Source organism: Enterococcus sp. S53, from assembly GCF_016516865.1.
Lineage (GTDB): Bacteria > Bacillota > Bacilli > Lactobacillales > Enterococcaceae > Enterococcus_D > Enterococcus_D innesii.
Genome location: NZ_JACVUH010000002.1, coordinates 353281 through 369997, shown reverse-complemented (window position 1 = coordinate 369997; position 16717 = coordinate 353281). Strand labels below are relative to the sequence as shown.

Below are 16717 nucleotides of genomic sequence, written 5' to 3'. Positions count from 1 at the left end.
ACTGTCGAACTGCCTGAAAACGGAGAAGCACTAGCGGTATTTCACTTCCAAGATCTTACACCCGGCAGCTATACCTTGGAAGAAACTGGTACACCCGCAGGCTATGCAGGTTTAACAGTACCTGTCCAAATCAAGATTGAAGAGGATGGTCAGGTCTTTATCGATGAAGAACAACAACCGAATCTTCTTGTTTCTGGAGAAAAGAACAATCAAATAGAATTGATCGTAACCAATCAAGTGAAAGTGTCTCTTCCTGAAACCGGAGGGAATTGGCATGGATGGCTGGCGATTCTTTCAACAGGTCTGCTAGTCCTTTTAGCTGGAAGCTATTTGTACGTTAAGCGCAAAGATAAGCCTTCATTAAAGTAATTCTTCCATTAGCGAAAGAAAAACAAAAAAATTTAGAAGAGAGGAAAGAACAATGAAAAAAATTTTTAATCATACGAGCATAATTTGGCTTCTTTTTATATTTTTGCCATTTGTCTTTTTTGGATCAAAAAATCAGCAAGTATCCGCAGAGACCAATTTGGCACAGGTTCATCTGCATAAAAAGAAAATGGTCAATCTACCAGGTTCATTGATTCAAAATAGTGGGACCGAGATGGCAGAGTTTGATCAATACCAAGGGTTAGCCGATGTTACTTTTTCTGTCTATGATGTGACAGCAGCCTATTACGAAAAACGATCTGCAGGGGCATCCGTTGAAGAAGCTAAGCGTCAAGTCCAAAACTTGACGCCAGGTTCTCCTGTAGCTAGCGGGAAAACAGATACAGCCGGTGATTTGATTTTTGAATTGCCGAAAAAACAAGCCGATCGGGATGCTGTTTACACCATTGTGGAAGAACCTAAAGACGGCGTTACCTCTGCTGAGAATATGGTGATCGCCTTTCCTGTGTATGAAATGATCTCACAAGCAGATGGCTCTTATGTATATGGAGAAGAAGAGCTTGACACGATCCATCTTTATCCGAAAAATCTCGTCACAAATGAAGGAATGCTCCTTGTGAATAAGCGAGGAACGGGGGAAAACGAACCACTGAATAATGCGGAATTTGTTGTTTCAAAGCAAGAAGGAAACCAACAGACCAAGAAATATATTGTAAGTGCAGCCGATGGACTCTATATGTGGACGACCGACAAACAAGCAGCGTACCGTTTTTTAACAGGTAAACAATATGCTGCCGGAGACGCTGGTATCAATGTGAGTGAGAACCAAAAAGGACAGCTAAAGATTGCACAACTAGAAACAGGCGCCTATCAATTAGAGGAAACGAAAGCCCCAAGTCAAGCCGCCTTAATCGAGGAAGAAAGGATCAAGGATTTCACGATTGATTCAGGAAGTAACGTTACTGTTGAGCTAACAATCAAAAATGACACAACAAATGTTACCAAAACAACACCACAATTAGACGGAAAAGACGTGGAGATCGGCGAAAGAATCCAATATCACCTAACGGTCAATATCCCATCAGGTATTCAAGATAAAGTAGGAGCTGAAAACAAATACAAACATTTTCAATTGATCGATGCCCATGATCCAGCATTAACTTTTGAAAATACAGCTGAAGGAGAAACAGGCTATGCGTTGTATGATGGAGAGCAGAAAATCGACGCGACGAATTACCAAGTAACGGAAAAAGAGCATGGCTTTACGGTAACTATCAATCCAGAATTTTTGCCGCAATTAACGCCGGGAAATCAATTACGCTTTGTGTATTATATGTATTTAAATGAACAGGCGATGCCTATCAATGGCTTTACGAATGAAGCAAATGTTGAAACGGATTTCATGACGGATCAAACGCCTCCAAGCGTGGAAGTTTTGACAGGGGGCAAACGGTTTTTAAAAGTCGATGGGGCTGTGACCGCTACCGAAACATTGGCAGATGCAGTTTTTGTTGTACGGGATCAAGACCATGATGAGGCCAACTACTTGAAAATCGAAGAGGGAACCAAACAAGTATCTTGGGTGCAAACAGCGGATGAAGCGACGAAATTTACCTCAGGTGCAGATGGATTAGTCGACATTATCGGGTTGAAATTTGGCACCTACTATTTGGAAGAAGTAAAAGCACCAAAAAATTATGTGCTGTTAACAAATCGCATCGCTTTTGAAGTCCATGAAACATCCTATGGAACGAAAGAGCAATTGCTAGAACCTGAAAAAGTCCCTAACCGCCGCAAAGGAACTTTACCGGCAACTGGTGGTGTCGGCACGTATTTAATGGGCGCCATCGGAGTGGTGATCGTTGGTTTAGCTGGGTGTTACTTTGTAAAACGGAAAGGGTAAGTAAATGAGATGAAGATGCACGATGACGATCAAAAGGAAAAGAAATGGCGCGAAATCACTTACTAAAAAAGTGACTTTGTTGGATGTTTTAATGGGTATTTTGCTGCTGATAGGAGTCCTGATCATCAGTTATCCTTTTGTAAGTAATCAACTCAACACCTTTTTGGATCAGCAGTTGATCAGTTACTACCAAAGCCAAGCCAAAAAAATGAGTGAAATAGAAAAACAGCAAAAGAGGAACCAGTTGGAACGAACGAATCAAGAACTGGCACAGCGGGCAAGTACTCCTGGAATCAAAGAAACGCAAGCTTCAGCAGAAACAAAGGACTCAGAATCAGTCGACACCCCTGATTACTATGAACGACATACGATCGGTGTTTTAAAGATCCCTGTAATCGATGTCGCTCTCCCGATTTTTGATCAAACCACCGATACGTTGTTAAAAAGAGGTGCAACATTATTGGAGGGCGCTTCGTATCCAATAGGTGGGGAAGATACCCATGCAGTTCTGTGCGGACACCGTGGGTTAACGAGTGCAACCCTCTTTACGGATCTGCCTAAGCTGCAGATCGGCGATGCGTTTTATATCGAAACGTTTGATGATACGTTGGCGTATCAAATAGATCAGATCAAAACGGTCGCCCCTGATGATACCGAAGCACTAAAAATTGTCAAAGGCAGTGATTATGTCACCTTACTAACCTGCACACCCTATATGGTCAATAGCCATCGTTTATTGGTTCGCGGCAAACGGGTTCCTTACAATGAAGAAAATGAAACAAATGCCGCAAAAAAAGCAAACCAGCAGGATTTGTGGGTGCTGCTAGTTGTAAGCACCATACTATTACTACTCCTGCTGGTGATTAGCAGAATCAAAAGAAAAAAACAGCATGATTTGATCACTCCCAGTGATAAGAAGCAAAGATAGCAGGTTTTCCTCTAGATCCACTAGAAAATGACTTGTTAACCTTACTCAGAACGAAACATGTCGTGTGAAATATGGTACAATAACGAAGATAAAAGGTAGTAAAAAGCAGTCGGTCTAATGGTAAAGGTGTCAGAAAAAAGGAAGAATGAGTGGGTAGACAAGCTTTTTCCAATCACTTCCCCAAAATTAAAAAGCGAGAAAGCGCGTATGACGCATGAGAATCGCGCTGAAAGCTTTACCTATGCACGAGGTTGGAACAAGAACATTGTCCTAAAGCAACTTTAGCAAAATGCCCAGTGTGACTAGTTTCTCTGATGGTTTTAGAGCAAATAGTCCTTGTTCTTGTCAGGTATATACTGCAGGGATTTAGATATTACTGTCTTTTTACCAATTCGAAGAAGTACCAAGGAGGAAAACGTTCAAATGACCATTCAATGGTTTCCAGGCCATATGGCGAAAGCCAGACGTGAAGTAAGTGAAAAATTAAAATTCGTGGATATCGTTTTTGAACTCGTGGACGCACGCTTGCCGATTTCATCCCGCAACCCCATGCTGGATCAATTATTACAGCAAAAACCACGATTGATCTTGATCAATAAAGCGGATCTAGCAGATCCCGTTCAAACCAAAAAATGGGAGCATTATTTCCAAGCACAAGGCTATTTAGCCTTGGCGATCAACGCCCAAGACAATCAAGGCGTCAAAGCGATTGTCCCGACGGCTAAGCAAGTCTTGAAGGAAAAAATCGCTCGTGACAAAGCCAGAGGATTGAAACCCCGTGCGATTCGGGCGATGGTGATCGGCATCCCGAATGTCGGAAAATCAACCTTGATGAACCGCTTAGTAGGGAAGAAAATTGCTCAGACGAGCAATAAACCTGGTGTGACCAAAGGGCAGCAATGGCTGCGTTTTGGGACTGATCTAGAGCTGCTAGATACGCCCGGGATCTTATGGCCAAAATTTGAAGATCCAGAGATCGGTAAGAAGCTGGCATTGACCGGAGCGATCAAAGACCAGCTGATCCATTTGGATGATATCGCATTGTATGGACTTGATTTTTTCGCTCGTTATTATCCTGAAAGAATCGCCAATCGTTACCAATTAAAGGCGGAGGAAGAGGCGTTATTAACGCCAGACCTTTTAATGAAGATCACGGAAAAACGTGGCTATAAAGACAATTATGATCGAGGAAGCGAACTTGTTGTCTTTGACATTCGGCAAGGAAAATTAGGCCGTTACACACTAGATCGAGTGGAGGAAATGGAAAGTCAAGATGAAACAATCGATTAAGACAATCAAAGAGCGATTATTTGATCCAACCTTTAATGACCCGGCATTTTTGCAGGAATTGCTAGCAGATGAACGCGCGGGGGTCCAAAAGCTGTTGCAACAATATGAGAAACAATTAGTCAAACAGCAGCTTTTGCGGGAGAAATATGAAGAAATGATGCGTTTTGAAAACGAAGCATTTCAACAAGGCGCCCGTTTTATCGCCGGTTTAGATGAAGTAGGACGCGGACCTTTAGCAGGACCCGTGGTGTCAGCTGCGGTGATTCTGCCTAAAGAATGCCAAATTTTGGGGTTGAATGATTCAAAACAGCTTTCTGCGAAGAAAAGAGAAGAACTGTTTATCGAAATTCAAAACAAGGCTGTTGCTGTCGGTATCGGTGTGGTTAGTCCTGAAGAAATCGATCGGATAAATATCTATCAAGCGAGCCGCCTGGCGATGAAAGAAGCTTTGATCGACTTAGCGGTCAAGCCGGAACATTTGCTCATTGATGCGATGACGATCGAGACCGACATTCCTCAACAAAGCCTGATCAAAGGCGATGCCCGCTCCATTTCGATTGCCGCAGCAAGTATCATTGCCAAAGTCTATCGTGACAATTTAATGAAAGATTTTCATGATGTGTATCCTTTTTATGGGTTTGATCAAAATGCTGGGTATGGGACCAAAGTTCATTTAGAAGGGTTAGCTGCCCATGGAATTTGCCCTATTCATCGAAAAACCTTTGCCCCAGTTAAACAATACCTATAAATTTCATCCATCCCTCTTTTTTTAGCGAATCTTATAAGTAAGATCACTAAGAAAAGAGGGCTTTGTTTATGAAATATCAACAAGCAACAGATTTTGAAAAACAGTTGATAAAACTGTACTACTGTCAGGGAATCGGTCTGCAAGGCTGCTGGAAGATTATTTGGTATTGGCTGGAAACAAAAGAGATGCGTTGTTCGTTGGAAGAGATGATTGCCATCGGCGTCCTTCCACAACACCGTGCGGTTTTTCGGCGATCATGGGAACAATTGACAGAAGAGCACATCACACAAAAGATGGGGGATCAAAACTACCTTACCTTTTTTTCGGCGGAGTATCCGATGCTTTTAAGACAAATTGCGGACCCACCATTGATGCTTTTTTATGAAGGAAATCTGCAATTGCTGCAAACGCCCATGATTGGCTTTGTCGGCGCAAGAACAGCTTCTCGCTACGCGCGTAAAGTTTGCGAAAAGCTGATTCCACCGCTAGTGACGGAAAATTATACGATCGTCAGTGGATTGGCAAATGGTGTTGACAGTTTTGCCCATGAATCAGCCATCAGAAATCGTGGGAAAACCATTGCGGTGATTGCGTCTGGGTTGGACCATTGTTATCCTGCTTCTGCGTTTCCATTATTTCAGCAGATTCGTCAAGAACATCTAGTACTGAGTGAATATTCTCACGATACTAAACCGCAAAGACATCACTTTCCCTTGCGCAATCGCATCATTGCTGGTATTTCAAAAGGGATCTGTGTGATTGAAGCTAAAGAAAGAAGCGGTTCTTTGATTACGGCACAATTAGCAATGGAAAATGGCCGCGAAGTTTTTGCAGTACCTGGTGAAATGATTTCCGATCAGTCAAAAGGTTGTCACCACTTGATTCAAGATGGCGCAAAATGTACGATTAGTGTGTCAGATATTTTACAGGAGTTAGCCTTTTTTTGATTTTTCCAATCAACCTTCCTTGACAAACCTTTTCTTGAAAGCTATGATAAGCTACGATTTGTATGTTTCATCTGCATACGATAGGTTCACTGATTGATAGAATATAATAGTAGGAAAAATTCAGGAAGGAGCCATTCTTTATATGGCATATAAATATTTAGTAATCGTGGAATCGCCAGCAAAGGCGAAAACCATTGAAAAATACCTTGGACGAAATTACAAAGTCGTCGCAAGTGTCGGTCATATTCGTGATCTCCCTAAAAGTAAAATGGGAATTGATGTCGAAAATGACTATGAGCCGCATTACATTTCGATCCGTGGCAAAGGCGATGTGATCAAAAGCCTCCGTTCAGCTGCAAAAAAAGCCGAGAAAGTCTACCTCGCAAGTGACCCGGATAGAGAAGGAGAAGCCATTGCTTGGCATTTAGCTTTTCTGCTAGGGTTAGATTTAAAAGATAAAAACCGAGTCGTCTTTAATGAAATCACCAAAGATGCCGTCAAAGCAGCCTTCAAAGAGCCAAGAACGATCGATGTGGATCTCGTCGATGCCCAACAAGCACGGCGGATCTTAGACCGATTAGTCGGGTATTCATTGAGTCCGATCCTTTGGCGTAAAGTGAAAAAAGGATTGAGTGCTGGCCGTGTTCAATCGGTGGCGCTTAAGATCATTATTGATCGTGAAAAAGAGATCCGTGATTTTGTGCCTGAAGAATACTGGAGCATCGATGGGAACTTTAAAAAAGCCACGAAGAAATTTAAAGCCAATTTTTGGGGCCTAGATGGCAAAAAGAAAAAATTACCGAATGCTGAAAGTATTAAAGAAGTCACTGATCGCCTTTCTGGTAAAGACTTTCAAGTGACGAAGGTTGAAAAGAAAGAACGCAAACGCAACCCGGCGGCACCTTTTACCACCAGTAGCTTGCAACAAGAAGCAGCCCGTAAACTGAACTTTCGAACGCGGAAAACCATGATGGTTGCACAGCAGCTCTATGAAGGGATCGCCCTTGGTAAACAAGGCACCGTCGGTTTGATCACCTATATGCGTACCGATTCGACCCGAATCGCAGACACAGCCAAAGGCGAAGCGGCAGAATTTATTGAAACTACCTATGGTTCAGAGTTTTCAGCGCACGGTGGCAAAAAACGCGCCAATGCACAAGGAGCGCAGGATGCCCATGAAGCGGTAAGACCAACCAGTGTGATGCGTACGCCAGAAGCCATGGAGAAATTCTTAGATAAAGACCAACTAAAACTGTATCGCTTGATCTGGTCTCGCTTTGTGGCTAGTCAAATGACACCGGCGATTTTGGACACAATGAAAGTTACTTTGGATCAAAATGGTGTCATCTTTATTGCCAATGGTTCAAAAATCAAATTTAAAGGGTTTATGCAGGTCTATGTGGAAGGGCGCGATGATGGCAAAGAAGACAAAGAGAACATCTTGCCAGAGTTAGTTGAAGGAGATGTGGTCCAATCCGTATCGATCGAACCGAAACAGCATTTCACTCAACCACCTGCCCGCTACAGTGAAGCCACCTTGATCAAAACCCTTGAAGAGAACGGTGTCGGCCGTCCTTCAACTTATGCACCAACGCTAGAAACGATCCAGCGGCGTTATTATGTGAAATTGACGCAAAAACGTTTTGAGCCAACTGAACTTGGTGAGATCGTCAATTCATTGATCGAGGAATTCTTCCCGCAAATCGTTGATATGCATTTTACTGCTGAAATGGAAAATAGCTTGGATAGCATTGAAGCTGGGAAAGAAGAATGGGTCAAAGTCGTCGATCAATTCTACCGTCCATTTGAAAAAGAATTGACGACCGCAGAAGAAAGTATCGAAAAAATCCAAATCAAAGACGAACCTGCAGGCTTTGACTGTGATCTTTGTGGCCATCCAATGGTGATCAAATTAGGTCGCTACGGAAAATTTTATGCCTGCAGCAATTTCCCTGACTGTCGCAACACGAAACCAATCGTCAAAGAAATCGGCGTTGAGTGCCCGGTCTGTCACCAAGGCCAAGTTGTTGAACGCAAATCGAAAAAAAATCGGTTGTTTTATGGATGTACCCGCTATCCCGACTGTGACTTTACTTCTTGGGACAAACCTGTAGGCCGTAATTGTCCGAAATGTGATAATTACTTAGTCGAGAAGAAAGTCAAAGGCGGCAAGCAAGTCGTGTGTATCAATGGCGACTATGAAGAAAATGTGCAAAAATAACTAACAGGATTCTCTGTTATAAAAAGAATCGGCGCATTCTTTTGAAGGGTCAGCCTCGATGTTGGCTGACAAAAGAAAGTGCCGGTCCTTTTGATTAATACAAGCAGTTTCTTATGAGAAGAGGCGAGCTTTTGAAATAAAAGGAGAGCACTATGAAAGAAATCAATGTTATTGGTGCCGGTTTAGCCGGAAGCGAGGCTGCGTGGCAAGCAGCGCAAGCAGGTGTCGCAGTAAAGCTTTATGAAATGCGTCCTAAGAAATCGACAGAAGCCCATCATACAAATAATTTTGCTGAGCTTGTTTGTACGAATTCACTACGAGGCAACAATTTAACAAATGCGGTCGGTGTTTTGAAAGAAGAGATGCGTCGCTTAGATTCAGTCATTATTACCTCTGCAGACAAAACAGCGGTTCCAGCAGGTGGTGCTTTAGCTGTTGATCGTGATGATTTTTCAGAGTTAGTCACCAAACGTGTCAAAGAACATCCTTTAGTCACTGTCATCGAAGAGGAGATCACTGAAATTCCAGATGGGATCACCGTGATTGCAACTGGACCTTTGACTTCTGAACCTTTATCCAAAGCGATCCAAGCTTTTAACGGATCAGAAGGATTTTATTTCTATGACGCAGCAGCACCGATCGTCGATAAATCCACCATCAATATGGATAAAGTTTATTTGAAATCACGCTACGACAAAGGCGAAGCAGCCTATCTAAACTGTCCGATGAACGAAGAGGAGTTTTATGCGTTTCGTGAAGCTTTAGTCAATGCGGAAGTGGCCCCTTTGAAAGAATTCGAAAAAGAAAAATTCTTTGAAGGATGTATGCCAATCGAAGTTATGGCTGGCCGTGGACCGAAAACCATGTTGTTTGGTCCGATGAAACCCGTTGGTTTGGAAGATCCGAAAACCGGCAAGCGTCCTTACGCAGTGATTCAGCTGCGGCAAGATAATGCAGCTGCTTCTCTGTACAACATCGTTGGTTTTCAAACACATTTGAAATGGGGCGAGCAAAAGCGGGTATTCCGGATGATCCCTGGTTTGGAAGAGGCCGAATTTGTGCGCTACGGCGTGATGCATCGGAATAGTTTTATGAATTCACCAGAGTTGTTACACCAAACCTATCAATCGAAAAAACGTGAGGACCTCTTTTTTGCTGGTCAAATGACAGGGGTCGAAGGGTATGTTGAAAGTGCAGCCAGTGGATTGATGGCTGGCATCAACGCGGCCAAACTTGCAAAAGGCGAAGCACCGATCATTATGCCGCAAGAAACAACAATTGGTAGTATGGCGTATTATATCACCCATGCTGAAGGCAAACACTTCCAACCAATGAATGCAAACTTTGGGTTATTGCCAGAACTTCCAGAGCGAATCAGAGACAAGAAATCTCGTTATGAAGCATTGGCAAATCGAGCGTTAGCTGCTTTAGAAAAAGCCAAAGAACAACTATAAGAGTGATGAGTCAACACCTTCTTACTGATAATTGGTAAGAAGGTTTTTTTTTAATTTGTCTTGAAACTTTAATCAAGGTGACTTATGATAGACAGTAACAATGAGAGAAGGTGGTGAAGATGGTGATCGGAGAATGGGTTCATTTGATTCAAAACTATTTACAGCGTTTTCCTACAGTGATCCAATTTTTAGGATGGCTGATCCTCTTGGTCGGGGTCATTTTCGTTGTCTTTGTTGCATTTAGTTTGCTGTTAGGTCCCTTTATGTGGCTTTACAATCGCATCACAGACAAAAACCGCAGCAATGTCATTAGCCGCAATGAGTTTGTGATCGGCGAACTGACGGAAAAGATTGTCGGAGACACAATCGGCGAAGTCATGGAAATAGGGAGTCAAAGTGCACGTTCTGTTTATCCCGCTCGGTTTTTTCGAGAAGAAGATCGTGAAAACAATGTTCGATTGCCAGTCGGCACCAAAGTCATCATTGTCGATTTTGATAAAAAAGGGATCGCGTTGGTGGTTGAAAGTAAAAATTTTATAGAATAGGAAGTGTTAGGTTATGGTGGATACAGGATCAGCAGTCGATTTTTTAAGTAATCCAATTTTATGGATCATTGTCCTCGTTGTTTTATTGGTTGCCTTTTTGATGATACGTTACCGTATCGGGAAACCCGATGAAGCGTTGATCGTTACAGGATCATTCTTAGGAAAAGAAGGCATCAAGATCTTAAAAAACAGTGGGACATTTGTGATTCCTATTGTTCAAAAAGCTCATAAATTAAGTTTATTGACCCACAAGTTAGAGATTGGGACACCAGAAGTTTATACGGAACAAGGCGTACCGATCAAAGCCAGTGCGACGGTGCTTGTGAAGGTCGGTAATAGTACCGAATCGATCAAGACAGCCGCCGAACAATACTTAGGTAAATCCACAGGTGAATTGGAAGATGAAGCTCAAGAAGTCTTAGAAGGTCACTTACGGGCGATTCTAGGAACGATGACGGTAGAAGCTATCTACAAAAACCGAGATGATTTTGCGGAACAAGTGCAAGAAGTTGCCTCTACGGACTTGAAAAAAATGGGGTTGGAGATCGTTTCGTTTACGATCAAAGATGTCAGCGACAGCAATGGCTACTTGGATGCGTTAGGACGCCCTCAGATTGCTGAAGTGAAAAAAAATGCCGAAGTAGCGGAATCCAATGCCTTAAGAGAAACGCGGATCAAGCAAGCTGAGAATGAGCAATTGGCACAGCATGAAGAGATCCGTCGCCAAACAGAAATCGCAGAAGCGACTAAAGATATGGCATTGAAACAAGCGCAGTACAAACAAGAACGCGAAGTTGCGGATGCGAAAGCAGAACAAATCGCGGTCGGCGAACAAATGAAAGTTCAGTTGATCGAACAAGAAAAAAATATTGAGATCCAAGAAAAACAAGCGGAATTGACGGAAAAAGAATTGAATGCAACTGTCCGTAAAAAAGCCGAAGCAGATAAATATGTCGTTGAACAAAACGCTCTAGCAGACAAAGCACGTGAAATCGCCCGAGCACAAGCCGAAGCGGAAAAAGTCAAATTAGCTGCCCAAGCAGAAGCCGAACGAATTGAAAAACTAGGTAGTGCCGACGCGGAACGGATCGCAAAAGTCGGTCAAGCCGAAGCGGAAAGCCGTGAAAAGATGGCGATTGCTTTGACCAAACTAAACGAAGCCGGTATTTTAATGGAGTTCATCAAAGTGCTGCCTGAAATCGCGAAAGAAGTCAATGCGCCACTGAGCAATATTGATAAAGTGGTCAGCTTTGGCGGCAACGATGGGCTTCAATCAATGGGAGAAGCTGGTTTAGCGCGAACTTTTGATACGATCAAAGAGACAACCGGATTAGACTTAGTTGGGTTGATCAATGACACGATGTCCACAAAACAAGGAAACAAAGAGCTAGTTCAGGCTGTATCTGAAAGCAATGGTTCGCATCAGCCAACAACGGATCCAATCGAATAAAAGCAAATAAGTGGAAACGTATCAGTCCCTCTATCTTTTGAGGAGAAGGACTGGTACGTTTTTCTGGCTTTTTTGAGGGATCTTTTGAAGAGAGATAAGAATCTTACGAAGATTCTTAGAAAGTTTTCACAATTATGTCTAAACTTTGAAATATTGATTAAATTCTGACAATTCATTTGTTTTTTTTTGTGGTCTATGCTAAAGTTATTTCGAATCATGAAAAGGGGGGTTACTTTGCAAACAGATCAGTTACAAGAAGAGTTTTTTCGTTATCTTATTGTTGAAAGAGGGTATTCGGAAAAGACAAAAAAAGCGTATCAAGAAGATATGAGCGATTTTTTTTACTTCTTAAAAGAGTCTGGCAATGAAGACCCATTAGCAGTGGAGTACCGTGATGTTCGCGTCTATCTAAGCTATTTGACAGAACGAGAGTACAGTCGTAATTCCATTAGTCGCAAAATGGCTAGCTTGCGATCATTTTACCAATTTCTAACCAAGCATGAGATCGTCAAAGAGAATCCTTTCGCCTACATTCATTTAAAAAAGAAAAACGCCAAATTGCCGCGTTTTTTTTATGAAAAGGAAATGGATGCACTCTTTCAAAGTGTTGCCGGTGATGAGCCATTACAACAGCGCAATCAAGCATTGTTAGAAGTCCTTTACGGTTCAGGTCTGCGGGTCAGCGAATGTAGTAGTCTGACGCTGGGTGCGATCGATTGGGAAAGCGGCGTATTGTTGATCCACGGAAAAGGCAACAAAGATCGTTATGTTCCTTTCGGCAGTTACGCACAAGCGGCAGTCAAGCGCTACCTTTCCTCAGGACGCAAACAACTGATGGAAAAGCAGAACAAAGAACACGATATTCTTTTCGTGAATCATCTTGGTGATGGGATCACTGCAACAGGGATCGAGTATGTGTTGAATCAAATCATTCGAAAAAGCAGTTTAGACAGTAAAATCCATCCTCATATGCTTCGGCATACGTTTGCGACCCATTTATTAAATAACGGTGCCGATATGCGGACCGTTCAAGAATTGTTGGGGCATGCCAATCTATCGACGACACAGATCTATGCGCATGTCACCAAAGACAGTTTACAAAAAAATTATCGCCAATTTCATCCACGCGCGTAAAATTGGTACAGGAGGAACGTAAATGAAGTCAGAATTTCATTCAACCACCATCTGTGCGGTTGAAAAAGACGGCAAGTTTGCCATGGCCGGTGACGGACAAGTAACGATGGGAGAACAGGTCGTTATGAAAGGAACCGCTCGGAAAGTTCGTCGAATATACAACGGTGAAGTGATCGTTGGCTTTGCCGGCAGTGTGGCAGATGCCTTTACCTTGGAAGAAAAATTTGAAGGAAAACTAAATGAATACAACGGAAATTTGCAACGAGCTGCAGTAGAATTGGCACAAGAATGGCGGACGCAGCAGTCGATGCAAAAATTAGAGGCGATGCTGATCGTCATGAATGATAAGGAGATGCTCTTAGTCTCTGGGACAGGCGAGGTCATTTCGCCAGATGAAGGGATCTTAGCCATTGGTTCAGGCGGAAACTATGCCTTGGCGGCAGCCCGTGCGATGAAACGTTATGGCGGCGAACTATCTGCCAAAGAAATCGCTGAAGGTGCCTTGAATATCGCAGCAGACATTTGTGTCTTTACGAATCACAATATCATTGTAGAAGAGTTTTAAAGAGGGATGACGATATGACAAACCAAAACAAATCACCACGAGAAATCGTGAAAGAATTAGATGAATACATCGTTGGACAAACCAACGCCAAAAAATCAGTGGCGGTTGCTTTGAGAAATCGCTACCGCCGGCTACAATTAGATGAAAAGATGCAACAAGATGTCACACCAAAAAATATTTTGATGATCGGACCAACGGGCGTTGGGAAAACGGAAATTGCGCGACGCTTAGCAAAGATCGTTGATGCACCTTTCGTTAAGTTAGAAGCGACGAAATTCACGGAAGTCGGCTATGTCGGTCGAGACGTAGAATCGATGGTACGTGACCTCGTTGAGAATGCGATCCAAATCGTGAAAAAAGAACAATATAAAAACGTGCGGATCCAAGCGGAGAAAAAAGCCAACCGTCGTTTAGTAAAAGTCCTAGTTCCTGGTATTAAAAAGGAACAAAAAAAGAATACCAATCCTTATGAACAAATGATGAATATGTTCAACGCCGCACAACAACCAGAAGAGCCAAAAGAAGAATTGACGGATGAGATTCGCAGCAACCGTCAAGCCATTTTCGAGCAATTAGAAAAGGGGCTTTTAGACAACCGAGAAGTGACGATCCAAGTCGATGAGCCGAAAAATCAAGCACCAATGATGAACAATGGCTTAGAACAAATGGGGATTGATTTGAATGAAACCTTAGGGGCATTGAAACCGCAAAAGAAAATCGAGCGCACGGTAACTGTGAAAGAAGCACGAGAATTGTTGATTCAAGAAGAATCCTCCAAACTGGTCAACGACGCGGATATTCATAGTGAAGCGTTACGTTTAGCAGAATCTAGCGGCATCATTTTTCTTGATGAAATCGACAAGGTATCTTCGAAATCACAGCAGTCAGGAGAAGTTTCTCGTGAAGGGGTGCAAAGAGATATCTTACCGATCGTTGAAGGATCGCAAGTCAATACGAAATATGGCACGTTACAAACAGATCATATTCTCTTTATCGCCTCAGGCGCGTTCCATCTATCAAAACCAAGCGATCTGATCCCTGAGTTGCAAGGGCGTTTCCCGATTCGCGTGGAACTAGATGACTTGACAAAAGAAGACTTTGTTAAAATTTTAACGGAGCCAAACAATGCTTTAGTCAAACAATACATCGCCTTGTTAGGAACCGAGAATGTCAAAGTGGTCTTTACGATGGAAGCCATCGAAAAAATTGCCGAAATCGCGTATCAAGTCAATCGCGATACCGACAATATTGGTGCTCGTCGTTTGCATACAATTCTAGAAAAACTACTTGAAGATTTATTGTTTGAAGCATCTGAGATGCAAATGGGTGAAATTACGATCACAGAAGCGTATGTGGAAGAAAAACTTGCGTCCATCGCAAAAGATGAAGACTTAAGCCGGTATATTTTATAAAGGGAGCGGACCAATGAAAACATTATTAGAAAAGACTAGACAAATCAACGAATTATTGCAGCAAAAAAACACCTTTAATTTAGCTTCTGATTTGCCTTACGACAAAATGGCTGTCATTTTAGGAAATATCCTAGACAGCAATGCGTATATTATTAGCATCGACGGTAGTGTGTTAGGTTTTGTTGAGAACCACGATGTTAATAACGAACGTATCAAAAAAATGTTTGTTGAAAAACAGTTTCCTAAAAATTATACAGATTTAGTCGATCACCTGACCTCCACAGAAGCTAATGTGCCAATCAGTGATGATATGACCGCTTTTCCTGTGGAAGGCCGTGAGTTGTATCCCAACGGACTAACAACTATCGTACCGATTTACGGTGCAGGGGAACGTTTAGGAACAATCATTCTTTCTAGAATCGATAAATCTTTTGATGATGACGATTTGGTATTAGCGGAATACAGTGCAACAGTTGTGGGTATGCAATTCTTGTACCAAAAATCCCGCAGTATCGAAGAAGACGTTCGCAGTACAACGGCTGTTCAAATGGCGATCAACACCCTTTCTTATAGTGAGTTGAAAGCTGTTCAAGCGATTTTTGAGGCACTAGAAGGAGACGAAGGTCGTCTGACCGCATCAAGTATCGCTGATCGCATTGGTATTACACGGTCGGTGATCGTAAATGCTTTACGTAAATTAGAGTCTGCCGGTATTATTGAATCCCGCTCTTTGGGGATGAAAGGCACCTATTTAAAAGTGCTTAACAGTCGCTTTAAAGAGGAATTGACGAAACATCAATATTAGGAGATGAGACCATGACAGTTACCATCACGGCCGGTCATCTGCAAGCAAAAATTGCAGAAAAAGGGGCTGAGCTGCAAAGCTTAGTCGATACGAGCAATGACCTTGAATATATTTGGCAAGCTGATCCAAACCACTGGGGAAAGCATGCACCGATCTTATTTCCGATCGTCGGTGCCTTAAAAGAGGACACCTATCAGCATGAGGGCAAGAGTTATCATTTGCCTCGTCATGGATTTGCCAGAGACATGTTGTTTACTGTCGTTGAACAACGCACAGATTACGCTTTGTTTTTACTAGAAAGTTCGACTGAAACCAAAGCAAAGTATCCGTTTGATTTTCAGCTGTATGTCAGTTATGAATTAGGCGGTGATGGTTTAGTCGTCAAATACCAAGTGAAGAATAGCGGTCAAAAAGAACTCTATTTCTCCATTGGTGGACACCCTGCATTCAACGTCCCACTTGAAAAAGGGCTGACTTTTGAAGACTATTATCTTTCTTTTTCTCCAAAAAAATCACGGGTGAAATTGCCGTTAAAAGGCAACTATATTGATTATGAGCAACGCACACTCGGTCAAACGAATACGGATTTACGCTTGACCCATGACATGTTTGCAAATGATGCGCTAGTTTATGAAACGAAAGGATTACATTCCTACTCGATTCGCAGTGAGAAATCGCCTCATAGTGTCACGTTAAGCTACAATAATATGCCGTATGTCGGTTTTTGGTCCACGTATCCAGTGAAATCGCCGTTTCTATGTATAGAACCATGGTGCGGTATCGCAGACACACTGGAAGCTTCCGGTGAGCTTTCAGAAAAACTGGGGATTCAAGCACTTCCACCTGAAGAAGTATTTGAAACAAAGTACTCAATCACAGTTAAATAATGTATGCAAAAAGAAGCTGGGAAAAGCGCAATGACTTTTCT

Annotated in this window: 15 protein-coding genes; all 15 read left to right on the top strand. The window is 42.5% G+C overall.

Going from position 1 to position 16717, the window contains the following annotated elements:
- Window positions 1-9: 9 nt before the first annotated feature.
- The 15 genes from IAE45_RS18845 to IAE45_RS04630 all read left to right on the top strand — a co-directional run bounded on the left by IAE45_RS18845 (window position 10) and on the right by IAE45_RS04630 (window position 16676).
- Window positions 10-369, top strand: coding sequence for a SpaA isopeptide-forming pilin-related protein (locus tag IAE45_RS18845; RefSeq protein WP_442784169.1), 360 nt, complete (start codon window positions 10-12; stop codon window positions 367-369).
- 52 nt (window positions 370-421) lie between these two features.
- Complete coding sequence (locus tag IAE45_RS04695) at window positions 422-2290, top strand: SpaH/EbpB family LPXTG-anchored major pilin (protein ID WP_200125202.1); 1869 nt, start codon at window positions 422-424, stop codon at window positions 2288-2290.
- Between the two features lie 22 nt (window positions 2291-2312).
- Window positions 2313-3218 carry a class C sortase gene (locus tag IAE45_RS04690; protein ID WP_200125200.1) on the top strand — a complete coding sequence of 302 codons (906 nt, stop codon included), beginning with the start codon at window positions 2313-2315 and terminating at the stop codon, window positions 3216-3218.
- Between the two features lie 423 nt (window positions 3219-3641).
- On the top strand, window positions 3642-4508 hold the full coding sequence (ylqF, locus tag IAE45_RS04685) for a ribosome biogenesis GTPase YlqF (protein WP_200125198.1): 867 nt from the start codon (window positions 3642-3644) through the stop codon (window positions 4506-4508).
- Window positions 4492-5256, top strand: a complete 765-nt coding sequence (locus tag IAE45_RS04680) for a ribonuclease HII (RefSeq protein ID WP_077452551.1) — start codon at window positions 4492-4494, stop codon at window positions 5254-5256. The genes ylqF and IAE45_RS04680 overlap by 17 nt, the downstream gene beginning before the upstream one ends.
- A 68-nt stretch (window positions 5257-5324) precedes the next feature.
- Entirely contained in the window at window positions 5325-6203 is an 879-nt protein-coding gene (gene dprA / locus IAE45_RS04675) for a DNA-processing protein DprA (RefSeq protein ID WP_200125196.1), read from the top strand.
- A 142-nt stretch (window positions 6204-6345) separates the two neighbouring features.
- The gene (gene topA, locus IAE45_RS04670) at window positions 6346-8424 is read left to right on the top strand and encodes a type I DNA topoisomerase (protein WP_081119148.1); all 2079 of its coding nucleotides are present in this window, start codon (window positions 6346-6348) and stop codon (window positions 8422-8424) included.
- 152 nt (window positions 8425-8576) lie between these two features.
- On the top strand, window positions 8577-9878 hold the full coding sequence (trmFO, locus tag IAE45_RS04665; protein WP_200125194.1) for an FADH(2)-oxidizing methylenetetrahydrofolate--tRNA-(uracil(54)-C(5))-methyltransferase TrmFO: 1302 nt from the start codon (window positions 8577-8579) through the stop codon (window positions 9876-9878).
- 119 nt (window positions 9879-9997) lie between these two features.
- Window positions 9998-10423: a hypothetical protein gene (locus tag IAE45_RS04660; RefSeq protein WP_086292746.1), complete on the top strand. Its 426-nt coding sequence runs from the start codon at window positions 9998-10000 to the stop codon at window positions 10421-10423.
- A gap of 13 nt (window positions 10424-10436) precedes the next feature.
- On the top strand, window positions 10437-11873 hold the full coding sequence (locus IAE45_RS04655; protein WP_077452547.1) for a flotillin family protein: 1437 nt from the start codon (window positions 10437-10439) through the stop codon (window positions 11871-11873).
- Between the two features lie 195 nt (window positions 11874-12068).
- Window positions 12069-13007, top strand: coding sequence for a tyrosine recombinase XerC (gene xerC / locus IAE45_RS04650; protein WP_077452546.1), 939 nt, complete (start codon window positions 12069-12071; stop codon window positions 13005-13007).
- A gap of 22 nt (window positions 13008-13029) precedes the next feature.
- On the top strand, window positions 13030-13572 hold the full coding sequence (hslV, locus tag IAE45_RS04645; RefSeq protein WP_005229630.1) for an ATP-dependent protease subunit HslV: 543 nt from the start codon (window positions 13030-13032) through the stop codon (window positions 13570-13572).
- Window positions 13573-13586: 14 nt separating this feature from the next.
- A complete protein-coding gene (gene hslU, locus IAE45_RS04640; RefSeq protein ID WP_005236820.1) occupies window positions 13587-14984 on the top strand; it encodes an ATP-dependent protease ATPase subunit HslU in 1398 nt (465 codons plus the stop codon).
- A gap of 13 nt (window positions 14985-14997) precedes the next feature.
- Window positions 14998-15789 carry a GTP-sensing pleiotropic transcriptional regulator CodY gene (codY, locus tag IAE45_RS04635; protein WP_005236817.1) on the top strand — a complete coding sequence of 264 codons (792 nt, stop codon included), beginning with the start codon at window positions 14998-15000 and terminating at the stop codon, window positions 15787-15789.
- 11 nt (window positions 15790-15800) lie between these two features.
- A complete protein-coding gene (locus IAE45_RS04630; protein WP_200125192.1) occupies window positions 15801-16676 on the top strand; it encodes an aldose 1-epimerase family protein in 876 nt (291 codons plus the stop codon).
- The last annotated feature ends 41 nt before the right edge of the window (window positions 16677-16717 follow it).